Here is a 22,943-nt window from a genome sequence, read left to right on the forward strand (position 1 = left end):
ATGAAGTTTGATGAAGCTTATTCAGGTAATGTTTTTATTCTAAGCAACCCGTCTTTTGATGACAGTAATGTTGTGATTTATGGCATGCCAATGGACTGGACCGTGAGCTTCCGTCCAGGTTCTCGCTTTGGTCCTGGTCGTATTCGTGAGGCATCGCTCGGTTTAGAAGAATACAGCCCTTATGCGGATCGTCATCTAGAAGAAATTCGTTATTTTGACGCTGGAGATATTCCGCTTCCATTTGGTAATCCGCAGCGAAGCATCGATATGATTGAAGAATACATCGATTCGTTGCTTGAAGCTGGGAAGTTTCCACTTGGTATGGGGGGCGAGCACCTTGTGACGTGGCCGATCCTTAAGGCATTCCATAAAAAGTATGACGACCTCGCATTGATTCACATCGATGCGCATGCTGATTTACGTGAAGAGTATGAGGGTGAACCGCTTTCTCATTCCACACCCGTTCGTAAAATTTGTGGATTGATTGGTGCGGAGAACGTATACTCCTTTGGGATTCGCTCCGGCATGCGAGAAGAGTTCCAATTTGCGAAGGAATCAGGCATGCATATGCATAAATTCGATGTAGCTGAACCTTTGAAAAAAGTTCTGCCAACGCTAAACGGGCGCAATGTGTACGTGACGATTGACATTGATGTTCTTGATCCAGCGCATGCCCCTGGGACAGGCACGGCTGAAGCTGGCGGCATCACTTCAAAGGAGTTACTTGAGGCGATCTCAGCAATTGCAGGTTCTGAAATCAACGTTGTTGGCGCTGATCTCGTTGAAGTGGCGCCAGCGTATGACCCATCTGAACAAACGCCAATTGCGGCTAGTAAATTCATTCGTGAAATGCTGCTAGGCTGGACACACAAGAAATAAGGCAGAGAGACTGTATTCCAATTGAATACAGTCTTTTCTTATTGGAAAGAATGGAAGAACTTTTAGTAGGCGTTATTCCAAAGCCTACCCCCTCGAGGTCTTAAGCCCCCGCTCATTGTGACAAAGAACGTCACATTGAGCGGAACCTTAAGCTGGTCGGGGGTGGACAAGGCACCTCCGCTTTTCTTATAATAAGTAAGTTAATGATTTAGTGAGGACGTGAAGTGATGAGTGATCATCCGATTGAAATAACGATTGATTCCCGGATTCAGTCTGGGAAAGAGAAAGAATCTACAAATTATTCCGTTCAGGGAAATCTTGTTGAAAAAGGCAACGCGCTCTATTTGCGTTATGAGGAAAGCCTCGAGATTGGGAAGGTTTCAACAACGGTGAAAATAGATCAAGAACAAGTGACTGTGATTCGAAGAGGGGCCCTTTCCATGCGACAGCAATTTGCGCCAGGACAGGTGTCTGAGTCTCTTTATAAAACGCCGTTCGGAGCAATGCCGATGCAAATCCGAACAGAACGTATTGAGCAGCTAGTGGATATGGAGAAACATAAAGGCCGTTTAACACTTCGCTATTTGCTTTACCTTGAAGAAGATGAAACGCAGCGACATGAGCTGTCGCTAAGCTGGAAAGGAGCAAGTCAATGAACAGTGTAGAACAAAAGAAAGAGCAGTTAAAAGAAGAGATCAAACAGGCCGTCCTAAAGGCGAACCTTGCATCCGAAAGTGAGATGCCAGAAGTGATTTTGGAATCACCAAAGGACAAGGCTCACGGTGACTATGCCACAAACATGGCCATGCAACTTGCTCGCATTGCCAAGAAAGCACCGCGTGCGATTGCAGAAGATTTAAAAGCCAATCTTGATATGACAAAAGCAGGAATCAAGCAGATTGATATTGCAGGTCCAGGATTTATTAACTTTTTCATGGATACGGCGTATTTAACAGAGCTTATTCCAACGATTCTTGATAAAGGGAACAGCTACGGTCGTTCAGCGGACAAGAATGAAAAAATTCAGGTAGAGTTCGTTTCAGCTAACCCAACTGGAAGCCTGCACCTTGGTCACGCACGAGGAGCGGCAGTAGGTGATACGCTTTGTAACGTACTCGATCGTGCCGGATATGACGTGTCACGTGAGTATTACATTAACGATGCCGGTAACCAAATTCATAACCTAACCGTTTCTCTTGAAGCACGCTACATGCAGGCACTTGGAAAAGAAAAAGACATGCCGGAAGATGGCTATCAGGGTCAGGATATCGTGCAGTTCGGGAAAGATCTTGTTGAAAAAGAAGGCGACCGCCTGCTTCAGCTTGATGAGAAAGAGCGCTACGCATATTTCCGCGAGTACGGTCTTGAACGTGAGCTTGAAAAGCTTAAAAAAGATTTGAAAGAGTTTGGCGTTGAATTTGATGTTTGGTTCTCTGAAACCTCTCTTTATCAATCCAACAAGATCGATAACGTTCTTGCGAAGTTGAAAGAGCGCGGTGAAACATTTGAGCAGGATGGCGCGACATGGTTCCGCTCCACCACGTACGGCGATGACAAAGATCGCGTCTTGATTAAAGGTGACGGTTCTTATACGTACTTAACGCCAGATATCGCTTACCATCAGGATAAGCTATCACGCGGTTTTGATAAGCTGATCAACATTTGGGGAGCAGACCACCACGGTTACATTCCAAGAATGAAAGCAGCGATCGAAGCACTCGGCTATAAGCGTGAGCAGCTAGAAGTGGAAATCATTCAGATGGTGAACCTCTTTAAAGACGGCGAAAAAATGAAGATGAGTAAGCGAACAGGGAAAGCTGTTACTCTTCGTGAATTGATGGATGAAGTGGGCATCGATGCGATGCGCTATTTCTTCTCGATGAGAAGCTCAGATTCACATCTTGATTTTGATATGGATCTCGCTGTTTCTCGTTCGAACGAAAACCCTGTCTATTACGTGCAGTATGCGCACGCTCGCGTATGTAGCATTCTTCGCCAGGGAGAAGAAATGGGCTTAACAGAAGACGCGGACCTTTCTCTTATTACATCTGAGAAAGAAATGGATCTTCTGAAGAAGCTCGGTGAACTTCCTGAGGCGATTGCAGAAGCAGCGGAGAAGCGTATGACGCACCGTATCACGAACTATGCCTTTGAGCTTGCCCAAGCGTTACACAGCTTCTATAATGCAGAGCGCGTTCTAGATCCAGAAGATCTTGCGAAAAGCGCGGCGCGCTTTAAGCTTATGAAAGCCGTTCGCCAAACGATTCAAAACACGCTTGAAATCATCGGTGTGACAGCTCCAGAAAAAATGTAAGAAACGAAGTCCTATCGCTTTTGCGATGGGGCTTTTTTTAGATTGAATGACAAAATCGAGCATCGTTTTATAATGAATCGTTCATTCGGTCATACTTTAAAGAAGAGGTGATGGGATGAAGACGGTATTAATTGCGACATTAACGGGGTTTTTAGTAGGGCTTATTTTTGCTTTCTTAAAACTTCCGATTCCGGCTCCGCCTGCGTTTGCTGGAATTGCTGGGATTATTGGTATCTACCTTGGGTTTAAGGCTTATGAGTGGTTGACGGGTCTTATTTCTTTATAAAGAAAGTGGCGCTTCTTATGCCCAAACAAAACGCGCTCTTCGTTAGAGCGCGACTATTTTGAAAGGTATCGATACGATCTCCCGCAAAGAGCGACAATTAAAAGTAGGCATCACATTGCTACTTCCATTCAATGGTGCCACCATTAAGTCGTTTTACACCGCGAACGGCTGAAAGATCTTCGACAAGCTGAAGTGCTGCGAGGTCTTTTTTCTTTGCTTCAATCATTATGTCCGCATCTTCTCCGTGTTCCTTTAACATGTTGAGAAAGGGTATCGCAAATTCGCTGTCCACGTAATCCGCATGACTCCGATAGGCACTATTTGATTTAGGTGAAGAGAGATGGAATTTTGGTCGAATGTTGTGTGATTCCCACGTCTTATAAACTCGCTCAAAAAAGCGATCCGGAAGACCGTCGCCTGGATTGGCCATATGGTGGTGATAATCAAAGATGAAAGGGACACCGGTTTGCTCGCAGGCTTCTAGCGTTTCTTCCGCTGTATAGGTTTTGTCATCATTTTCAAGCGTCACATGAGAACGAAGGTTTTTTGGAATCGTATCAAAGTTTTTGTAAAACCGTTTCAGCGTTTCCGTCTTATCTCCATATGCTCCGCCGATATGAATGTTCACAATTGAGCGAGTGTCAAGCCCCATTGCTTCTAGCATGGCGACATGATAATGCAAATCACCAATGGCATTTTCAGTTACATGGGGCTTCGGGCTTGTAAAAAGCGTGAATTGGTTCGGATGAAAACTAACACGAAGACCGTGCGTCTTAACAAGGGTACCAATTTCTTGAAATAGCTCTTGAAAAGGCGAGATATAATCCCACGTTGCTTTAGGGTGCGTCGCAAGTGGCACAATAGAAGAAGACATGCGATAAAGATCAATTTCATGCGCTATATTGTAGTGAAGTGCTCGAAGCGTACTCTTTAAATTCGTTTCTGTAATGGTGTGAAGCTTGGCATCTCGCTCTTCTTTTGATAGCTTTGACCACGTTGCAAACGTCATCGTTCGCGCTGGTGAAGCTTCATATAAGGCAAGCGCATTCGAAACATAACCGAACCGAATTTGCATAGGGAGGTCGACTCCTTTCAAAAAGATCTGAACATGTTACATTCCCTTCTCGTTGCAATTAAAACAGAACGTAGCACACTTACAGAAAAGGACTAAGCAAGCGTGCAATAGGAGAAACGAAACGGTTTCCAATGGTTCGATCTTGTAGTCGTTTTAAATCAAGCCGCTCCGACTGAAGCAGATCCGTTTGAATGACTTGTTTCATTTCGGCTACAAAAGCAGGAGAGTGTAAGAGGCAGTTGATTTCGCCATTAATATGGAAGCTCCGCTGATCAAAATTTGCAGTGCCTATATCACAAAACGTATCATCAATAATCATCACTTTTGCATGATAAAATCCGTTCATATACTGATACACTTCACAACCAGCCTGAATCAACTCCACCAGGTAGTGATAAGAGGCTTCTTTGACGAGCGGATGATCCGCCCGCATTGGCAAAATGATTTGAACAGACACGCCGCATTTTAGCGCGCGTAATAAACTCGTTTGAACCGTTTGACCGGGGATGTAGTAGGGTGTGCCGATTTTGATAGATGTGGTCGCTTGATTAATGTAGGAAACAAATGCTTCTTCAACTTCATTTCCATTTGTAATATGAAAAGTGATCGGTTCAGTCCCTTTTGAAAGGATGGGTTCAATGGATTCGGTTGGGGAGGAATGGTTTTCCTCCCAGTCAAGAACAAATTGTTCTTGTAACCCTCTCACAGCTTCTCCAGTTAGCCTTAGATGGTAGTCGCGCCAGTAACCGAATTTTGGATCTTTCCCTGCATATTCGTTTCCAACGTTAAAGCCACCCACATAGCCGATCTTTCCATCGACTACCGTTATTTTTCGATGATTGCGTTCATTTAAAGAGGTAAACAGTTTTGGGAAAGATATTTTTCTAGAATAGGAAAAATGAATGCCGCATGAAACCATTTTAGTAATGGTCGCTTTTTTTAATCCATGACTACCGCCATAATCAACGAGGAGATAGACGGGAACGCCTGACTTCGCTTTTTGGCAGAGATGATCAATCACTAAATGACCAGTTTCATCATCTCGAAAAATATAAAACATCATCTGAATCTGATGAACCGCAGCGTCTACATCCGATAAAAGCTTTCTGAAAAAGTCGTCTCCATCCCCAATGAAAGTGACGTTACCGGTCATCTGCAATTGCGAAGACAGAGAATTGTTCCTTTTTTTACTCCCTAAATGAAGGTCAATGACCATCCATAAAAGAAGGACGAGGAGAATCATCAAAAAGAACCCCATGCATTTCACCCCTTTCCAACGTTGGTATGGCCATAGTTTGTCCTAAACTTAAAAAAAGTAAAAAAAAATCTCTGACTGAATGCTCATTCATTTGTTTTTGTGTTATACTAAAGTCAGAAAATTACTTTCATTCTGACTTAAAAGCGTTTTCATAAATCGTTTGGACAATCGGGGAGCACCATCGTTCAAACATCTCAGAAGCGGCTAAGAAGGAATGACTCGAAAGGAGAGGTTTGCCAACATGGATGTTTTATTGATCGCTAACTGGATTGCTTTCATTCTTGTAACCGCTTACGCTTTGTTTTTGTTTGGTTATGTCGTTAAAACAAGATACGAATACATTAAGCTTGGAAAGAAAGCAGAATTTGATCATTCCATGAAAGAACGACTAGAAGCGATTCTAGTTAAAGTATTTGGGCAAAAGAAATTATTAAAAGATAAGAAGAGTGGAACCATCCATGTGATGATGTTCTACGGTTTCCTTCTCGTTCAATTCGGTGCGATCGACATGATTGTGAAAGGATTATCACCGGAGTCACATCTTCCTCTTGGACCGCTTTACCCAGCGTTTACGTTTTTCCAGGAGCTCGTGACGCTTATGATTTTAACGGCGGTTGTTTGGGCTTTCTATCGCCGCTATATTGAGGCCATTGCTCGCTTGAAAAAAGGGTTTAAAGCAGGACTTGTCCTCTTGTTTATCGGCCTCCTAATGATTTCTGTTCTATTTGCAGGTGGTATGGAAATCATCTGGCATGATGCAGGTTATTCATGGAGTGCACCAGTGGCTTCAGGGATTGCATTCCTGTTTTCATGGATCAATGAAACAGCAGCGATTGCGCTATTCTTCTTTTTCTGGTGGATTCACCTGCTCGTGCTATTAACGTTCATGGTGTATGTCCCACAATCGAAGCACGCGCACTTAATTGCTGGACCAGTGAATGTTTTCCTTGGTCGTACGCACAAAGTTGGGCAGCTATCATCCATTAACTTTGAAGATGAAAGTCAAGAAACATACGGTGTCAACACGATTGAAGATTTTAACCAGAAGCAGCTAGTTGATCTTTATGCTTGCGTGGAGTGTGGACGCTGTACGAATATGTGTCCGGCTACCGCAACAGGAAAAATACTTTCTCCGATGGATCTGATCGTTAAATTACGGGATCACTTAACAGAGAAGGGCGCTGCCGTCACATCAAGAACACCTTGGGTTCCAGCTTACGCTTTTTCAAATACAGCTGGAAATCAAATTGCTTACCAATCACGTGCACAGCAGGAAACAGCTGCTGCAGCAGAAGGTCTAGTAAGCGGAGACTTAATAGGGAACGTCATTACCGAAGAGGAAATTTGGGCTTGTACAACGTGCCGTAACTGTGAAGATCAGTGTCCGGTTGAGAACGAGCACGTTGATAAAATCATCGACATGCGTCGTCACCTTGTCTTAATGGAAGGGAAGATGGATAGCGATGTTCAGCGAGCGATCACAAACATTGAACGTCAGGGCAACCCATGGGGCATTAGCCGTAAAGAACGTGAAAACTGGCGCGATTTGCGTGACGATATCGTTGTTCCAACAGTAAAAGAAAAAGAAAAAGCAGGCGAAGAGTTCGAATACCTCTTCTGGGTTGGCTCAATGGGCTCTTACGACAACCGTAGCCAGAAGATTGCCGCTTCCTTTGCGAAGATTATGAATGAAGCAGGCATCTCCTTCGCGATTCTCGGTAACAAAGAAAAGAACTCTGGCGATACGCCAAGACGTGTTGGGAACGAATTCTTATTCCAGGATCTTGCTCAAAAAAATATCGAAACGTTCCAGAAGCATAACATCACTAAAATTGTAACGATTGACCCTCATGCTTATAACTCACTTAAAAATGAGTATCCAGAGTTTGGGCTTGAAGCAGAGGTTTATCACCATACCGAATTATTATATGACTGGATTAAAGAAGGAAAACTGAAGCCGAAGCACGAAGTAAACGAGAGAATCACGTATCATGATTCCTGTTACCTCGGACGTTACAACGAGGTGTATGATCCACCACGTGAAATTCTTCGCAGCATTCCAGGCGTTGAAGTGATCGAAATGGACCGAAACCGTGAAAACGGCATGTGCTGTGGTGCAGGTGGAGGATTGATGTGGACAGAAGAAGACACTGGATCCCGTATTAACGTAACGAGAACCGAGCAGGCACTAAGTGTGAAACCTTCCGTTATCGGAAGTGCATGTCCATATTGCTTAACGATGATGAGCGATGGGACGAAAGCAAAAGAAGTAGAAGAAGAAGTAGCAACACTTGATATCGTCGAGATTTTAGAACGCTCGATTGTGCAAAAAGAAGCCGTTGTTCAATAGACTGTTTGGCAAAGGGTTAGCTTATGCTGGTTTTTACGACCGGCATGAGCTCTTTCCTTTGTTACTTTGTCGGTAAGGTGAGCGAGCGTTCAGTCGCATTTTACACAATTATGATAGCGTTTTCAAAAAAGAGAGGAGCGATTTTTGTGGGCAAAACGGTCATCGTTAGTGGAGTTAGAACACCATTTGGAAAATTTGGAGGAGCTTTAAAGTCAATTGAGGCATCGAAACTTGGTGGAACAGCGATTAAAGAAGCATTGATTCGAGCGGGTGTTGAGCCAGCCGATGTTGGTGAAGTCATTATGGGATCAGTTCTTCAAGGAGGTCAGGGTCAAATTCCATCACGACAGGCCGCAAGATACGCTGGCATTCCATGGGAAGTGAAAACAGAGACGATTAACAAAGTATGTGCATCAGGTCTTCGTAGCGTAACGCTCGCTGATCAGATTATTCGTTCTGGCGATGAAGATGTGATCGTGGCCGGTGGTATGGAGTCAATGAGCAACGCGCCATATATCATGAAGGACGCGCGCTGGGGCATGCGTATGGGCGATAAACAGGTTGTGGACCTTATGGTACATGATGGATTGACCTGCTCCTTTGACGGGTGTCATATGGGCGTTTATGGAAATACGACAGCTGAAGAATTTGAGATTTCGAGAGAAGAGCAGGATCGCTGGGCAACAAGAAGTCAGGAGCGAGCAGTAAAAGCGATGGAAGCAGGCATTTTTGCTGAGGAAATCATTCCAGTTGAGGTTCCACAGCGAAAAGGAGACCCTCTTGTCGTTGAACATGATGAAGCGCCAAGAAAAGGCACTACGGAGGAGCAGCTCGCGAAGCTGAAGCCTGTGTTCGGGGCTGACGGTACGATTACTGCTGGGAATGCACCTGGTGTTAACGACGGAGCCGGAGCGCTTGTCCTGATGTCGGAAGAACGCGCTTCGAAAGAAGGAAAAGAAGTGATGGCAACCATTCTTGCGCATACCGCTATTGCAGTTGAAGCAAAGGACTTTCCGAAAACGCCGGGTCTTGTCATCAATGAACTTTTAAAGAAAACGGGGAAATCACTTGAAGAAATTGATCTTTTTGAAATCAATGAAGCGTTCGCAGCTGTCGCACTAACGAGCGGGAAAATTGCTTCTCTTGATGAAGAAAAAGTAAATGTACACGGCGGTGCAGTGGCACTTGGGCATCCAATTGGCGCAAGCGGTGCACGCATTTTAATAACGCTTATTCATGAATTAAAGCGATGCGGTGGCGGCATTGGCGTAGCAGCAATCTGCAGTGGCGGCGGTCAAGGCGACGCTATTATGGTTCAGGTATAGGAAGGGAGTATAACGATGGAAATCAAAACGATTATGGTAATTGGTGCAGGGCAAATGGGGGCAGGAATCGCGCAGGTATGCGCCAATTCTGGCTATACCGTGTATTTAAATGATTTGAAACAGGAATTTATAGATAAAGGACTTGCACGAATTGAAAAAAATCTGTCAAAACAAGTTTCCAAAGAGCGAATCACGCAGGAAGACTTGAACGAAACGATGGAGCGTTTGAAGGCAACGACAGATCTTCAGGATGCTAAGCACGTAGATCTTGTCATCGAAGCAGCAGTGGAAAATATGGAAGTGAAATGTAATTTATTCGCACGATTGGACGAAATCGCTCAGGATCATACAATACTTGCGACAAATACATCCTCTCTTCCGATTACCGAAATTGCAGCAGCGACAAAACGTCCTGGAAAAGTGATCGGCATGCATTTTATGAATCCGGTTCCTGTCATGAAACTTGTTGAAATCATTCGGGGCTTAGCAACGACCGATGAAAGCTATCAGTCAGTTGAAAAGCTTGCAGTAGATCTTGGAAAAACAGCGGTGGAAGTAAACGACTTCCCTGGATTTGTTTCCAACCGAATTTTGATGCCAATGATTAACGAAGCAATCTACACCGTGTATGAAGGCGTGGCATCACCTGAAGATATCGATAGCGTGATGAAGCTCGGCATGAACCATCCGATGGGACCATTAACGCTCGCTGATTTTATAGGGCTTGATACGTGTCTATATATTATGGAAACGCTTCAAGACGGATTTGGCGATGACAAATACCGCCCATGTCCGCTACTACGAAAGTATGTAAAAGCTGGCTGGCTCGGACGTAAGACAGGAAGAGGCTTCTACCAATACCAGGATTAACACCACGAGGAGGAACGAGCATGGAGCTTGTATTTACGGAAGAGCAGAAGATGATGCAGAAAATGGTGCGTGACTTTGCGGAAAAAGAAATTGCCCCGATCGTTGAGGAAATGGAAGAAACAGATCGTTTTCCTCGCGAAGTGATCAAACGAATGGGCGAGCTCGGCTTGATGGGGATTCCGATTCCAGAAGCTTATGGCGGGGCTGAGATGGACTATACGTCTTATATTATCGCGATCCATGAGCTATCAAAAGTGAGCGCGACCGTTGGCGTCATACTTTCGGTTCATACATCCGTTGGCACGCTACCGATTTTGGCGTTTGGAACGGAAGAGCAGAAAAAGCGCTACATTCCAAAGCTAGCAACGGGGGAATACCTCGGTGCCTTCGCCTTAACGGAGCCGAGTTCAGGCTCGGATGCGAGCAGTATGAAAACACGTGCTGTTTTAGACGGTGATCATTACATTTTAAACGGCTCGAAAATTTTTATTACAAATGGAGGCGAGGCAGATACGTACGTCGCCTTCGCTAGAACGAATTCGGATGAAAAAGGTAGCAAAGGTGTGACGGCCTTTATTATCGAGCGGGATATGCCAGGCTTTAGCGTCGGAAAAAAAGAAAAGAAAATGGGGTTGAATGGCTCCAATACCGTTGAAATCATATTCGAAGACTGCCGTGTACCAGTTGAGAATCGTCTTGGCGAAGAAGGACAAGGATTTAAAATTGCGATGGCGAACCTTGAGAGCGGCCGCATTGGGATTGCTGCCCAGTCACTAGGTATTGCAGAAGCGGCGCTGAACTATGCGACGGCTTACGCGAAAGAGCGCCACCAGTTTGGCAAGCCGATCGGGCAGAATCAGGGGCTTGGATTCAAGCTTGCAGATATGGCAACGGAAGTAGAGGCAGCAAAGCTATTAACCTACCGTGCTGCAGACTTAAAGAATCACGGCATCCCTTGTATGCAGGAAGTATCGATGGCGAAGCTCTTTGCTTCTAAAGCTGCCGTGAAAGCATCGATTGAAGCGGTTCAAGTATACGGTGGGTACGGCTATACGAAAGATTACCCGGTAGAACGCCTCTTCCGCGATGCAAAAGTATGTGAAATCTACGAAGGTACGAGCGAAATCCAGAAAATCGTCATTAGCCGAAACCTGATGAAATAAAGAAAAGCGGAAGTGACCGTTTAGACCCGTCAGGCAGTGGAGGCTTCTAAACCGAACACGTTCTTTGTGTTCGAGTTGGAAGATGAAGTGACAGAGGGTCTGGTCACAGCAGCTGGATCAGAAAAGCGGAAGTGACCGTTTAGGCCCGTCAGGCACTGGAGGCTTCCAAACCGAACACGTTCTTTGTGTTCGAGTTGGAAGGAGAAGTGACCGAGGGTCTGGTCACAGCAGCTGGATCAGAAAAGCCGGGATCCCCGGTATATTGGCCAAACTTCATTTTTTTATTAGCCAAATTCGAAATCTATTGTCCAAACCACCAAAAAGGGAGAGAAACAGGATGAACTTTCAACTATCAGAAGAACATGAAATGCTACGGAAAATGGTGCGTGACTTTGCGAGGAAAGAGGTTGAACCAACAGCAGCTGAGCGTGATGAAGAAGAGCGCTTTGATCGCAAGCTTTTTGATCAAATGGCGGAGCTTGGCTTAACGGGAATTCCATGGTCAGAAGAGTATGGCGGCATTGGCTCTGATTACTTAAGCTACGTGATTGCGGTGGAAGAACTTTCGCGTGTATGTGCGTCTACAGGCGTAACGCTTTCTGCTCATACATCTCTAGCCGGTTGGCCGCTAAATGCTTTTGGTACAGAAGAGCAGAAGCAGAAGTTCTTACGTCCGATGGCAGAAGGCAAGTTAATGGGAGCGTATGGGCTCACGGAACCAGGATCAGGTTCTGACGCGGGTGGAATGAAAACGACAGCGAAGCTTGATGGCGACCACTACATTTTAAACGGTTCAAAAATTTTCATTACAAACGGCGGCGAAGCGGAGATTTACATCGTCTTTGCTCAAACGGATAAGGAAAAGCGCCACAAAGGAATCACGGCATTTATCGTTGAAAAAGGAACCCCCGGTTTCTCGATGGGTAAAAAAGAGAAAAAGCTTGGCATTCGTTCCTCTCCAACGCTTGAAATTATTTTTGAAGATTGCCGTGTCCCGGTTGAAAACCGTCTTGGTGACGAAGGACAGGGCTTTAAAATTGCGATGAAGACGCTTGATGGAGGACGTAACGGAATCGCCGCGCAGGCAGTTGGTATTGCGCAGGGTGCGCTTGATGCAGCAACCGCTTATGCGAAAGAGCGCAAGCAGTTTGGGAAGCCGATCGGCGAAAATCAAGGCATTGGTTTTAAGCTTGCCGATATGGCAACAAAAATTGAAGCTGCGAGACTGCTAACTTATCAGGCCGCTTGGAAAGAAAGTCAGGGTCTTCCGTACGGCAAGGAATCGGCGATGTCGAAACTTTACGCTGGCGATATTTCAATGGAAGTAACGACCGAAGCGGTGCAAGTCTTCGGTGGCTATGGCTATACAAAAGATTATCCGGTTGAGCGCTATATGCGTGATGCGAAGATTACGCAAATCTATGAAGGAACAAATGAAATTCAGCGTCTTGTTATTTCAAGAATGCTGATGGCTGACTAAGTAGCCCATGCATCCACTCGCAGAACGACTTTCAAATCAGGATGAGCGAGCGCTCGCAAAAGCCATTAGTCTTGTTGAAAATGATGCTGAAGACAAACTGGAATTGCTAAAAGATATCCATCCAATGACAGGGCGAGCCCACTATATCGGTATGACTGGGTCACCCGGGGCTGGGAAAAGCTCGCTCGTCAACAGGCTGATTACGTACCTTAGAACGTTGAATCTCACTGTTGGCGTCGTTGCAGTTGACCCAACGAGTCCGTTTAGCGGGGGTGCTCTTCTAGGAGATCGCGTCAGGATGGCGGAGCATTTTACTGACCCTGGTGTCTTTATTCGAAGCATGGGAACACGAGGGAGCCTTGGAGGGCTTTCTCGAACGACGAAAGAAACGGTTCGGTTAATGGATGCCTTTGGATTCGATGTCATCTTAATCGAAACGGTTGGGGTTGGCCAATCGGAGCTTGATATTATGAAGATTGCCGATACGATAGCGGTCGTTCTTAACCCTGGTAGTGGGGATGTTGTGCAAGTCTTTAAAGCTGGCATTATGGAAATTGCGGATCTCTTCATCGTTAATAAAGCAGATTTACCAGGTGTCCCGAAGCTACTTGCTGAGCTTGAAAGCATGCTCGATCTCGTAAAGCACGATGCGCCGTGGCGTCCACCAATCGTGAAGGCAATTTCTGTTCAGAATCTAGGGCTTGAGAATGTGTGGAAACGAATGCAGGAGCATATTGAATACAGTAAGGCGTCTGGTGAGCGCGATGCGAGACGGAAGACGTCACTTGAACGGGAAGTTATTGAAGTCGTGCATGCTGAAATGATGAAGAAGCTTGTGGAGCGTGAGGAGGCCGAGGAGAAAGGTTGGGTTGAGGAAGTGACAAGTGGATCCATTGACCCTTACTCCGCTGCAGTGAAGCTGCTTCAGGATTATGTGGGCGGCCTTGAGAGGAAGGGGATGGGAAGGTGAAGAAAAACGTTCCTTCGATGGTGAAAGATGAGAAGTTAATCCAGAAACGACGCGAACAAATGATTAAAGCAGCGGTCTCTCTTTTTAAGGAAAAAGGATTTCATCGGACGACCACGAGAGAGATCGCCCGGGTCGCCGGATTTAGTATAGGCACGCTTTATGAATACATTCGAAAAAAGGAAGACGTGCTGTATCTTGTTTGCGATAGCATCTATGACGAAGTTCGTGAGCGGCTTGAGGAGCAGCTTAAGCCTGATATAACAGGGATCGAACGGCTGAGGCAGGCCCTTCATGCGTTTTATCATGTGATGGATGATATGCAGGATGAAGTGCTTGTCATGTACCAGGAAGCCAAGTCACTCCCGCGAGAAACGCTACCATACGTTTTAAAAAAAGAACTAGGCATGGCAGAAATTTTTGAGCGACTGATTGAAGAGTGCGTTAAGGAAGGGAAGATGAGCCTTACACAAGGCGAAATCTACGGTGCTGCGCATAACATCCTTGTGCAGGGACAAATGTGGACTTTTAGACGCTGGGCACTGCATTCACATTATTCAATTGAAGAATATACCAAAATGCAAGAAGGGTTTTTGATGCAGGCGTTAAATCCAATCGAAGCTAAAAACGTATAGAGGAGGAACTGCAGTGAGTGTAGTTGAAACGTATAAACCGGTTAACCACGTTCGTTTTGTAACCGCTTCAAGTTTATTTGACGGTCATGATGCGTCTATTAACATTATGCGTCGTATTTTACAGGCAAGCGGTGCAGAAGTGATCCATCTGGGTCATAATCGCTCTGTTGAAGAGGTTGTGAATGCTGCGATTCAGGAAGATGCGCAGGGAATTGCGATTTCTTCTTACCAGGGCGGACACGTGGAGTATTTTAAATACATGTATGACCTCTTGAAAGAAAAAGGCGCTTCGCACGTCAAGATATATGGCGGTGGAGGCGGCGTTATCATACCGAAAGAGATTAAAGAGCTTCATGCTTATGGCATCTCCCGTATTTTCTCCCCGGATGATGGGAGCGACCTTGGACTTCAAGGCATGATTGATTTAATGATTAAGGAATGTGATTTTCCAACTTTTAAGCAAATCGATAATCAGATCGATCGTCTCCATGAGCGTGATCCTCAGGCTGTTTCTAGTTTGATTACGCTTGCTGAAAGCTATGGAGGAGAGCGTACCGAAGAGACGGCAGCCGCTGCTGAGCAAGTATTCGATAAGCTGAAAAATATGGCGACCGACGCACCTGTTCTTGGGATTACGGGGACGGGGGGAGCGGGGAAGAGCTCTTTAACAGATGAGCTTGTGAGACGCTTTATTAATGAATTTGATGATAAAACGGTCGCCATCCTTTCGATTGATCCGACAAAACAAAAGACAGGCGGCGCTCTTTTAGGTGACCGCATACGCATGAATGCGATTCACAATGATCGTGTTTTTATGAGAAGCCTGGCAACGCGTAAGTCAAAAACGGAGCTCTCTCTTTCCATTCGTGAAGCATTAACTGTCGTAAAGGCCGCTGGATATGACTTGATCATCATTGAAACTAGTGGAATCGGCCAGGGGGATGCCGAGATCGTTGAAATTTCCGATGTTTCCATGTACGTCATGACAAGTGAATTCGGCGCGCCTTCACAGCTTGAGAAAATTGATATGATTGATTTTGCAGACCTGATTGTTATTAATAAATATGAGCGAAAAGGGTCTGAAGACGCTTTGCGCGATGTGAAGAAGCAATATCAGCGTAGTCATATGCTTTTTGAACAGAGCCTTGATCAAATGCCTGTCTATGGTACGATCGCCAGTCAGTTCAATGACCCGGGAACAAATACGCTCTTTAAAGCACTTATTGATACGATTCATCGCAAATGTCGAAATGATTGGGCAACCAATATTGAAACGAGTGAGATTGTTGAAAAGCTGAATTTGATTATACCGCCACAGCGCCAACAATATTTACAGGATATCTCCGGATCTGTGCGACGCTATCATGAATATGTTGACAAACAGGTTCAGCTTGCGCGAAAAGCATTTCAGCTACAAGGGACGATTGAAATGCTTGAGGGTACGGCGGACAATGATGAGACAATTGCCATGCTAACGAAAATGAAAAAACAAAATATGGACGATATGCATGGGGAAACGCGTAAAATCATTGAAAACTGGCCTGAAGTGAAGGAGAAGTATAGCGGAAAAGAATTTGTTACGGTGATTCGAGATAAGGAAATCGTTACGGAGCTTACGACTAAGAGTCTGTCTGGCTTGGATATTCCGAAAGTCTCTCTTCCGAAATATGAAGACTGGGGAGAAATTGTTCGCTGGGTATTAAAAGAGAACGTCCCAGGGTCCTTCCCGTATACAGCCGGTGTTTTTCCTTTTAAGCGGAAGGGCGAAGATCCGAAGCGTCAATTCGCAGGCGAAGGCACGCCGGAGCGCACAAACCGCCGTTTCCACTATCTTTCTGAGAACGAAGATGCGAAGCGCTTAAGTACGGCGTTTGATTCGGTTACACTTTACGGAGAAGATCCTGACTATCGACCTGACATCTATGGAAAAGTAGGCGAGAGTGGCGTAAGCATTTGTACGCTTGATGATATGAAAAAGCTTTATGCAGGCTTTGATTTATGTGCGCCGTCGACTTCGGTTTCAATGACAATTAACGGCCCGGCGCCAATTATTCTAGCTATGTTTATGAACACGGCGATTGAGCAGCAAATACAGCGATTCGAAGAAAAAGAAGGCCGAAAAGCAAATGAACAGGAGCTTGGGGAAATCAAGGCAAGCACACTGAGCACCGTTCGTGGTACGGTTCAGGCCGACATTTTAAAAGAAGATCAGGGTCAAAACACGTGTATCTTCTCAACGGAATTTGCGCTACGAATGATGGGAGATATTCAGGAATACTTCATTCGTGAAAACGTGCGTAACTACTATTCTGTCTCTATTTCGGGTTACCATATTGCAGAAGCAGGTGCCAATCCGATATCGCAGCTGGCATTTACGCTTGCCAATGGCTTTACGTATGTTGAATACTATTTAAGCCGCGGTATGGATATCGATAAATTTGCGCCGAATCTATCGTTCTTCTTTAGTAACGGGCTGGATCCGGAATATACGGTGATTGGAAGAGTGGCGCGCAGAATTTGGGCTACGGTGATGCGAGAGAAGTATGGTGCTAATGCGCGTAGTCAGAAGTTAAAGTATCACGTACAAACGTCAGGTCGATCCTTACATGCACAGGAAATGGACTTTAACGATATTCGTACCACGTTACAGGGTTTGATGGCGATTCATGATAACTGCAACTCGCTTCACACGAATGCGTACGATGAAGCAGTGACAACGCCAACAGAGGAATCTGTTCGCCGAGCGATGGCGATTCAAATGATTATTACGAAAGAGCATGGGCTTACGAAAAACGAAAATCCACTACAAGGTTCCTTCATTATTGAAGAGTTAACCGATCTTGTAGAGGAAGCGGTCCTTAGTGAATTTGAGAAAATTAACGCGCGTGGTGGCGTGTTAGGGGCGATGGAAACGCAGTACCAGCGTGGTAAAATTCAAGAAGAGTCCATGCACTATGAAATGTTAAAGCATAGCGGTGAACTTCCGATCGTTGGGGTGAATACGTATAAAAACCCAAATCCACCTGCAGAAGAAGAGTGGAACATGGAGCTAGCGCGAGCGAGCAAGGAAGAGAAGGAACAACAAATTGCAAACTTAAATCTCTTCCAAAAAACGCATTCAGAAAAGACAGAAGAAGCGCTTAATCGCTTGAAGCGTGCTGCTTTAAGTAAAGGCAATATTTTCGAAGAGTTAATGGAAACAGTGAAGGTTGCAAGTCTAGGTCAAATTACGAGAGCCCTTTATGAGGTAGGCGGGAAATACCGTAGAAATATGTAAACAGTAAAGAACTTGTCAAATGCAAGCGTTCATATTATTGTAGGAGGAAGGACTTCCCTTCCTCCTTTTCGTTCGAAAGCGATTGGGCTAAGGAAGGATCAATCCTTATTATTTCAATAGATTTGTTTAAAAATCGTAGCATAGATTGTGTAAATTTGTTTATAATGAATGGTATGTTTTGCATTAGGATCGCTTAGCGAAAAGCTAGTTTTTACATTAACAGCTATTATTCATAGGAGATAATTGAAAGGGAGTGCCGATATCGTGAGTAGCTTAAAGCAGTTGTCTGCTGAAGACATTCAAGAAACATCCATGATTGATATTATGTATTTCATCCTGCAGGACGAAAAGAAACCCGTTTCTTTCTATACGCTGATGGATCAGATCGGAAAGATGAAAGGTCTATCTTCTCAAGAGCTTCAAGATATGCTTGCAGAAGTTTATACAAACCTGAACACAGATGGTCGTTTTGTAACGCTTGGGGACAACCAGTGGGGTCTAAAAGGCTGGTATCCAGTTGAACAGTCACAAGAAGAGCTTGCCACAACAATCAAGCCGAAGAAACGCAAGAAGTCTGATGACGATGATCTTGGCTTCGACGAAGATGATGAAGACGATCTTGAAGATCTTGAGGTCGATGATCTTGACGATTTTGATGACGATGACTTCGATGATGATACAGAAGATTTGGATGATGAAGACCTTGACGATGACGATGATGACGATTTGGAAGACGACGAAGAGGAACAGAAATAATTTCTGTCGCTTCTTGACTTTCAGTAGCGAAATCGGTAGAATCATTTTTGGGCTTCACCAAAATACTAAACTAATTTATAGATACGATATAAAAACAAAAGTGCCCCCCATTTATGGGACAGGTGCCACTTTTGTTTTTTTTGTTTTTATACTCATATTGAGAAGTTGGCATTTATCCAGTGCGAGTGGACCTTCCGTTTAAGTTAAGAAAATTGTAACCATCTGCATGGATTTTATGTAAAAAATAAAATCTCTCGTTTCAGATGAATCCTCTCCCTTTCTAAAAGGGCAGAATACAAACCATGAGGGGGCAGAAAGATGACAGCAAAACATAAGAAGTACATCTTCGTAACAGGCGGCGTAGTTTCGTCACTTGGTAAAGGAATCACAGCAGCTTCACTAGGACGTCTTTTGAAAAACCGTGGCGTGAGCGTAACAATTCAGAAGTTCGATCCATACATTAACGTTGACCCGGGGACAATGAGCCCTTATCAGCACGGAGAGGTATTTGTAACAGATGATGGCGCTGAAACGGATCTTGACCTTGGTCACTATGAGCGTTTTATCGATATCAACCTTTCAAAAAACTCAAACGTAACAACAGGTAAAGTCTACTCAACCGTTCTTCGTAAAGAGCGTCGCGGTGACTATCTTGGTGGAACGGTTCAAGTGATTCCGCACATCACAAATGAAATCAAAGAGCGCATTTTCCGCGCTGGAAATGAAACAAATGCTGATGTCGTTATTACTGAAATCGGTGGAACGGTTGGGGATATCGAAAGTCTTCCATTCCTTGAAGCCATTCGCCAAATCAAGAGCGATATCGGTAAGGAAAACGTGATGTATATTCACTGTACGCTTCTTCCTTATCTAAAAGCAGCAGGCGAAATGAAAACAAAGCCAACGCAACATAGTGTGAAAGAACTTCGTAGCCTTGGCATTCAGCCTAACGTCATCGTTGTACGTGCAGAACAGCCTGTTCCACAAGAAATGAAAGACAAGATTGCTTTATTCTGTGACATTGATGAACACGCCGTTATTGAAGCACAAGATGCAGATACGCTTTATAAAGTACCTCTTGCTCTTCAAGCACAGAAGCTTGACGAAATCACTTGCCAGCACCTGAAGCTAAACTGTCAGGAAGCGGACATGGACGAGTGGAACGAACTTGTTGATAAGGTTCAAAACCTTTCAAGAAAAACGAGAATTGCCCTTGTTGGTAAATATGTAGCTCTTCAAGATGCTTACATTTCTGTAGTAGAATCTCTCAAGCACGCTGGTTATGCATTTGATGCAGACATCGACATTAAATGGGTTAACTCTGAAACCGTGACACAGGAAAACGTGAAAGAGCTTCTTTCAGATGTCGATGGCATCCTTGTTCCTGGTGGATTCGGCGATCGTGGAATCGAAGGGAAAATCACAGCTATTCAGTATGCGCGTGAAAACAAAGTACCTTTCCTAGGAATTTGCCTTGGTATGCAACTTGCTTCTGTTGAATTCGCTCGTAACGTCCTCAACCTTGAAGGCGCGCATTCAGCTGAAATTAAGCCAACAACGAAATACCCTGTCATTGACTTGCTTCCTGAACAAAAGGATGTAGAAGATCTTGGTGGTACGCTTCGTCTTGGTCTTTATCCTTGTAAACTGACAGAAGGCACAAAAGCATACGCTGCTTATAACGACGAAGTCGTCTATGAGCGTCATCGTCACCGTTATGAGTTCAGCAATCAGTATCGTGCGGAAATGGAAGAAGCAGGATTTATTTTCTCTGGTACGAGCCCTGATGGTCGTCTCGTGGAAGTCGTTGAAGTGAAGGATCACCCATGGTTTGTGGCATCACAATTCCACCCTGAATTCACATCACGTCCAACTCGCCCACAGCCGCTCTTCAAAGAATTTATCGGTGCTTCAATGGCAAATAGCTAAATAAAAAAAGACATCCTTTCTAACCAGAAGGATGTCTTTTTTATTTGGCTTTAAAATTCGTATCCATGCTCTTCTAATATTTCGCGAGTCGTTAAATAGAGGGCGTGGTACACGTATAACGAAGTGAGGAGAGAAGGATAGCCAATGCGCTCTCCATCATCGTTTGGAACGAGCCCCGTCGTTAACCCAGTGTTAATATGAAAATCAGTCGTTTGTTCAAGGAGAGGGTCTGCTTCTTTTCGCGTAGCGGAAATACCGACTACCTTCGCTCCAGTTGCTTTAAACGCTTTGGCATGTTCGGCTGCTGCCTGGTCTTCACTTAGCCTTGAAAATAACAGAACACAATCGTTTTCTGTTAAATCGGCAGGATCATGAAGGATGGCGCTTGAAGGTAGCTTCTCAGAGCCATAGACAGCTTCAAGTGCCGCCCCCTGAAGTTCATTCTCTCCATAAAAATAAACGGTCCCTCCGCCTGTAATGACTTGAGCAAACAGGCGTGAACTATCTTCAATTACCATTTCATGCTGATCTTGAATTCCCTTAAACTTTCCCATCAGCTGAGTTGTAAAAATTTTAAGCATTTGATCACGGCCTTTCTTTAATTATGAATCATTTAGGGTAAAATGTTGTCTGAAGTTAGATATCGATAAATAAATTTCATTCTCGATATCGCCACCACTTATGCGCCACAATTGCGTTCCTATTATAACGAAACTGGCTAACACTTGCGAATTAGAGCTCTCAATGTATAATCAGGAAGGGATTCGCGATCTTTAAGCGAATTTAAACATAAGACTAACGGAAAAGTAGGTGCTCACACATGAATGAAAAAATCTTAATCGTAGACGATCAATACGGCATTCGCATCCTTCTTAATGAAATTTTTCAAAAAGAAGGGTATCAAACGTTCCAAGCAGCAAATGGCGTTCAAGCACTCTCCATCGTAAAAAGTGAGGATCCCGACTTAGTTATTCTCGACATGAAAATTCCTGGAATGGATGGACTTGAGATCTTAAAGCGAATCAAAAAAATGGAAGCAAGAGCGCTCGTCATTATTATGACGGCTTACGGCGAATTGGACATGATTCATGAAGCAATGGACCTTGGAGCAGTGACGCATTTTGCGAAGCCTTTTGACATCGATGAGATCCGAGCAGCTGTCAAAAAAGAATTAGCATCGCTTTCATGAACAAAGGTAACGCTTACATAAACAAATCCTATTAAATCAAGCTTTTTCCCCTTCTTTTATAGAAGTGATATGCTATAATAGAACCGTGTTTTTGGAGAATTTGTAGAGGAAATAAATTCAGATCAGTGGAAAATTCTTAGGCAGTGGCATACATAAAAACATCGTGTTTGTGCCATCTTGAAGAAGACAGTTTTTTCTGGATGCATCTGCATGCTTCAATAACAGGTATTCGTTATTAAGATGTTCCAGGTCAGACCTGGCAATTTTAAATTAGATTGAGGAGGATTTATCATGCCTTTAGTTTCTATGAAAGAAATGCTCGAAAAAGGTAAAGCAGAAGGCTACGCAGTTGGCCAATTTAACCTTAACAACCTTGAGTTTACTCAAGCAATCCTACAAGCTGCACAAGAAGAACAATCACCAGTTATCCTTGGTGTTTCTGAAGGTGCTGCTCGTTACATGGGCGGATTCAAAACAATTGTTAAGCTTGTTGAAGCACTTATGGAAGAGTACAAGGTTACAGTACCAGTTGCGATTCACCTTGACCACGGTTCTAGCTTCGAGAAGTGTATGCAAGCGATCAACGCTGGATTCACTTCTGTTATGATCGATGGTTCTCACTACCCACTAGACGAAAACATCGCTCTTACTACAAAAGTAGTAGAAGCTGCACACGCAGTTGGTGTTTCTGTTGAAGCTGAGCTTGGCCGCATTGGCGGACAAGAAGACGATCTAATCGTTGACGATGCTGAAGCTGCATACGCGATTCCTGAAGAGTGTGAGCGCCTTATCAACGAAACTGGTGTAGATTGCTTCGCTCCTGCACTTGGTTCTGTACACGGCCCTTACAAAGGTGAGCCTAACCTAGGATTCGACCGCATGGAAACAATCAGCAAAATGACTGGTGTTCCTCTCGTACTTCACGGTGGTACTGGTATTCCAACTGCTGACGTTAAAAAAGCGATCAAATTTGGACATGCTAAAATCAACGTAAACACTGAGAGCCAACTTTCTTCTGCTAAAGCAGTTCGTTCTGTACTTGAAGAAAAGCCAGAACTTTACGATCCTCGTAAATACATGGGACCTGCACGCGATGCAATTAAAGAAACAGTAATCGGCAAAATGCGTGAATTTGGTTCTTCAAACAAAGCATAATCTTCCTAAAAGATCGGATAATCAGAAACCGCTCA

Annotated in this window: 19 protein-coding genes; 16 read left to right on the forward strand and 3 right to left on the reverse strand. The window is 44.4% G+C overall.

Annotated elements, in window-relative coordinates:
* From speB to LC090_RS01195, 4 genes are all read left to right on the forward strand, one after another.
* On the forward strand, positions 1-879 hold the full coding sequence (gene speB, locus LC090_RS01180; RefSeq protein WP_226654685.1) for an agmatinase: 879 nt from the start codon (positions 1-3) through the stop codon (positions 877-879).
* Between the two features lie 227 nt (positions 880-1,106).
* The gene (locus LC090_RS01185) at positions 1,107-1,535 is read left to right on the forward strand and encodes a DUF1934 domain-containing protein (RefSeq protein ID WP_226654482.1); all 429 of its coding nucleotides are present in this window, start codon (positions 1,107-1,109) and stop codon (positions 1,533-1,535) included.
* Complete coding sequence (gene argS / locus LC090_RS01190) at positions 1,532-3,193, forward strand: arginine--tRNA ligase (protein ID WP_226654484.1); 1,662 nt, start codon at positions 1,532-1,534, stop codon at positions 3,191-3,193. Before LC090_RS01185 ends, argS begins: the two co-directional genes overlap by 4 nt.
* Before the next feature lie 115 nt (positions 3,194-3,308).
* On the forward strand, positions 3,309-3,479 hold the full coding sequence (locus LC090_RS01195) for a XapX domain-containing protein (protein WP_226654486.1): 171 nt from the start codon (positions 3,309-3,311) through the stop codon (positions 3,477-3,479).
* A gap of 118 nt (positions 3,480-3,597) precedes the next feature.
* Here the strand turns inward: LC090_RS01195 and uvsE are convergent, their stop codons facing one another.
* Together uvsE and cls are read right to left on the reverse strand one after the other, a co-directional pair.
* Positions 3,598-4,554 (reverse strand): UV DNA damage repair endonuclease UvsE, encoded by a 957-nt coding sequence (uvsE, locus tag LC090_RS01200; RefSeq protein WP_226654488.1) that lies wholly within the window; start codon positions 4,552-4,554, stop codon positions 3,598-3,600.
* A 79-nt stretch (positions 4,555-4,633) separates the two neighbouring features.
* On the reverse strand, positions 4,634-5,812 hold the full coding sequence (gene cls, locus LC090_RS01205; protein WP_226654491.1) for a cardiolipin synthase: 1,179 nt from the start codon (positions 5,810-5,812) through the stop codon (positions 4,634-4,636).
* A 241-nt stretch (positions 5,813-6,053) separates the two neighbouring features.
* On the opposite strand from cls, the gene LC090_RS01210 reads away from it, so the two are divergent.
* The 10 genes from LC090_RS01210 (at position 6,054) to LC090_RS01255 (ending at position 20,564) form a co-directional block, all read left to right on the forward strand.
* The gene (locus LC090_RS01210; protein ID WP_226654493.1) at positions 6,054-8,162 is read left to right on the forward strand and encodes a heterodisulfide reductase-related iron-sulfur binding cluster; all 2,109 of its coding nucleotides are present in this window, start codon (positions 6,054-6,056) and stop codon (positions 8,160-8,162) included.
* 110 nt (positions 8,163-8,272) lie between these two features.
* Entirely contained in the window at positions 8,273-9,487 is a 1,215-nt protein-coding gene (locus tag LC090_RS01215) for an acetyl-CoA C-acetyltransferase (RefSeq protein ID WP_226654687.1), read from the forward strand.
* A gap of 15 nt (positions 9,488-9,502) precedes the next feature.
* Positions 9,503-10,357 (forward strand): 3-hydroxybutyryl-CoA dehydrogenase, encoded by an 855-nt coding sequence (locus tag LC090_RS01220; protein ID WP_226654495.1) that lies wholly within the window; start codon positions 9,503-9,505, stop codon positions 10,355-10,357.
* Between the two features lie 20 nt (positions 10,358-10,377).
* Positions 10,378-11,520, forward strand: a complete 1,143-nt coding sequence (locus LC090_RS01225; protein WP_226654498.1) for an acyl-CoA dehydrogenase — start codon at positions 10,378-10,380, stop codon at positions 11,518-11,520.
* A gap of 337 nt (positions 11,521-11,857) precedes the next feature.
* Positions 11,858-13,000, forward strand: coding sequence for an acyl-CoA dehydrogenase (locus LC090_RS01230; protein ID WP_098445419.1), 1,143 nt, complete (start codon positions 11,858-11,860; stop codon positions 12,998-13,000).
* Positions 13,001-13,007: 7 nt separating this feature from the next.
* The gene (meaB, locus tag LC090_RS01235; protein ID WP_226654500.1) at positions 13,008-13,970 is read left to right on the forward strand and encodes a methylmalonyl Co-A mutase-associated GTPase MeaB; all 963 of its coding nucleotides are present in this window, start codon (positions 13,008-13,010) and stop codon (positions 13,968-13,970) included.
* Positions 13,971-13,987: 17 nt separating this feature from the next.
* On the forward strand, positions 13,988-14,602 hold the full coding sequence (locus tag LC090_RS01240; protein ID WP_226654689.1) for a TetR/AcrR family transcriptional regulator: 615 nt from the start codon (positions 13,988-13,990) through the stop codon (positions 14,600-14,602).
* Between the two features lie 13 nt (positions 14,603-14,615).
* Positions 14,616-17,879, forward strand: coding sequence for a fused isobutyryl-CoA mutase/GTPase IcmF (gene icmF / locus LC090_RS01245; protein ID WP_226654502.1), 3,264 nt, complete (start codon positions 14,616-14,618; stop codon positions 17,877-17,879).
* Between the two features lie 264 nt (positions 17,880-18,143).
* Positions 18,144-18,635 carry a DNA-directed RNA polymerase subunit delta gene (gene rpoE / locus LC090_RS01250; protein WP_226654504.1) on the forward strand — a complete coding sequence of 164 codons (492 nt, stop codon included), beginning with the start codon at positions 18,144-18,146 and terminating at the stop codon, positions 18,633-18,635.
* A gap of 318 nt (positions 18,636-18,953) precedes the next feature.
* Entirely contained in the window at positions 18,954-20,564 is a 1,611-nt protein-coding gene (locus LC090_RS01255) for a CTP synthase (RefSeq protein WP_226654506.1), read from the forward strand.
* Positions 20,565-20,614: 50 nt separating this feature from the next.
* On the opposite strand, the gene LC090_RS01260 is transcribed toward LC090_RS01255, so the two are convergent.
* Positions 20,615-21,145 carry a DUF2529 family protein gene (locus LC090_RS01260; protein WP_226654509.1) on the reverse strand — a complete coding sequence of 177 codons (531 nt, stop codon included), beginning with the start codon at positions 21,143-21,145 and terminating at the stop codon, positions 20,615-20,617.
* Positions 21,146-21,384: 239 nt separating this feature from the next.
* On the opposite strand from LC090_RS01260, the gene LC090_RS01265 reads away from it, so the two are divergent.
* Both LC090_RS01265 and fba read left to right on the forward strand, forming a co-directional pair.
* A complete protein-coding gene (locus LC090_RS01265) occupies positions 21,385-21,753 on the forward strand; it encodes a response regulator (RefSeq protein WP_226654511.1) in 369 nt (122 codons plus the stop codon).
* 291 nt (positions 21,754-22,044) lie between these two features.
* The gene (gene fba, locus LC090_RS01270; RefSeq protein ID WP_226654513.1) at positions 22,045-22,908 is read left to right on the forward strand and encodes a class II fructose-1,6-bisphosphate aldolase; all 864 of its coding nucleotides are present in this window, start codon (positions 22,045-22,047) and stop codon (positions 22,906-22,908) included.
* Positions 22,909-22,943 lie beyond the last annotated feature (35 nt).

It is taken from the genome of Guptibacillus hwajinpoensis (assembly GCF_020524165.1).
GTDB classification, from domain to species: domain Bacteria; phylum Bacillota; class Bacilli; order Bacillales; family Guptibacillaceae; genus Guptibacillus; species Guptibacillus hwajinpoensis_D.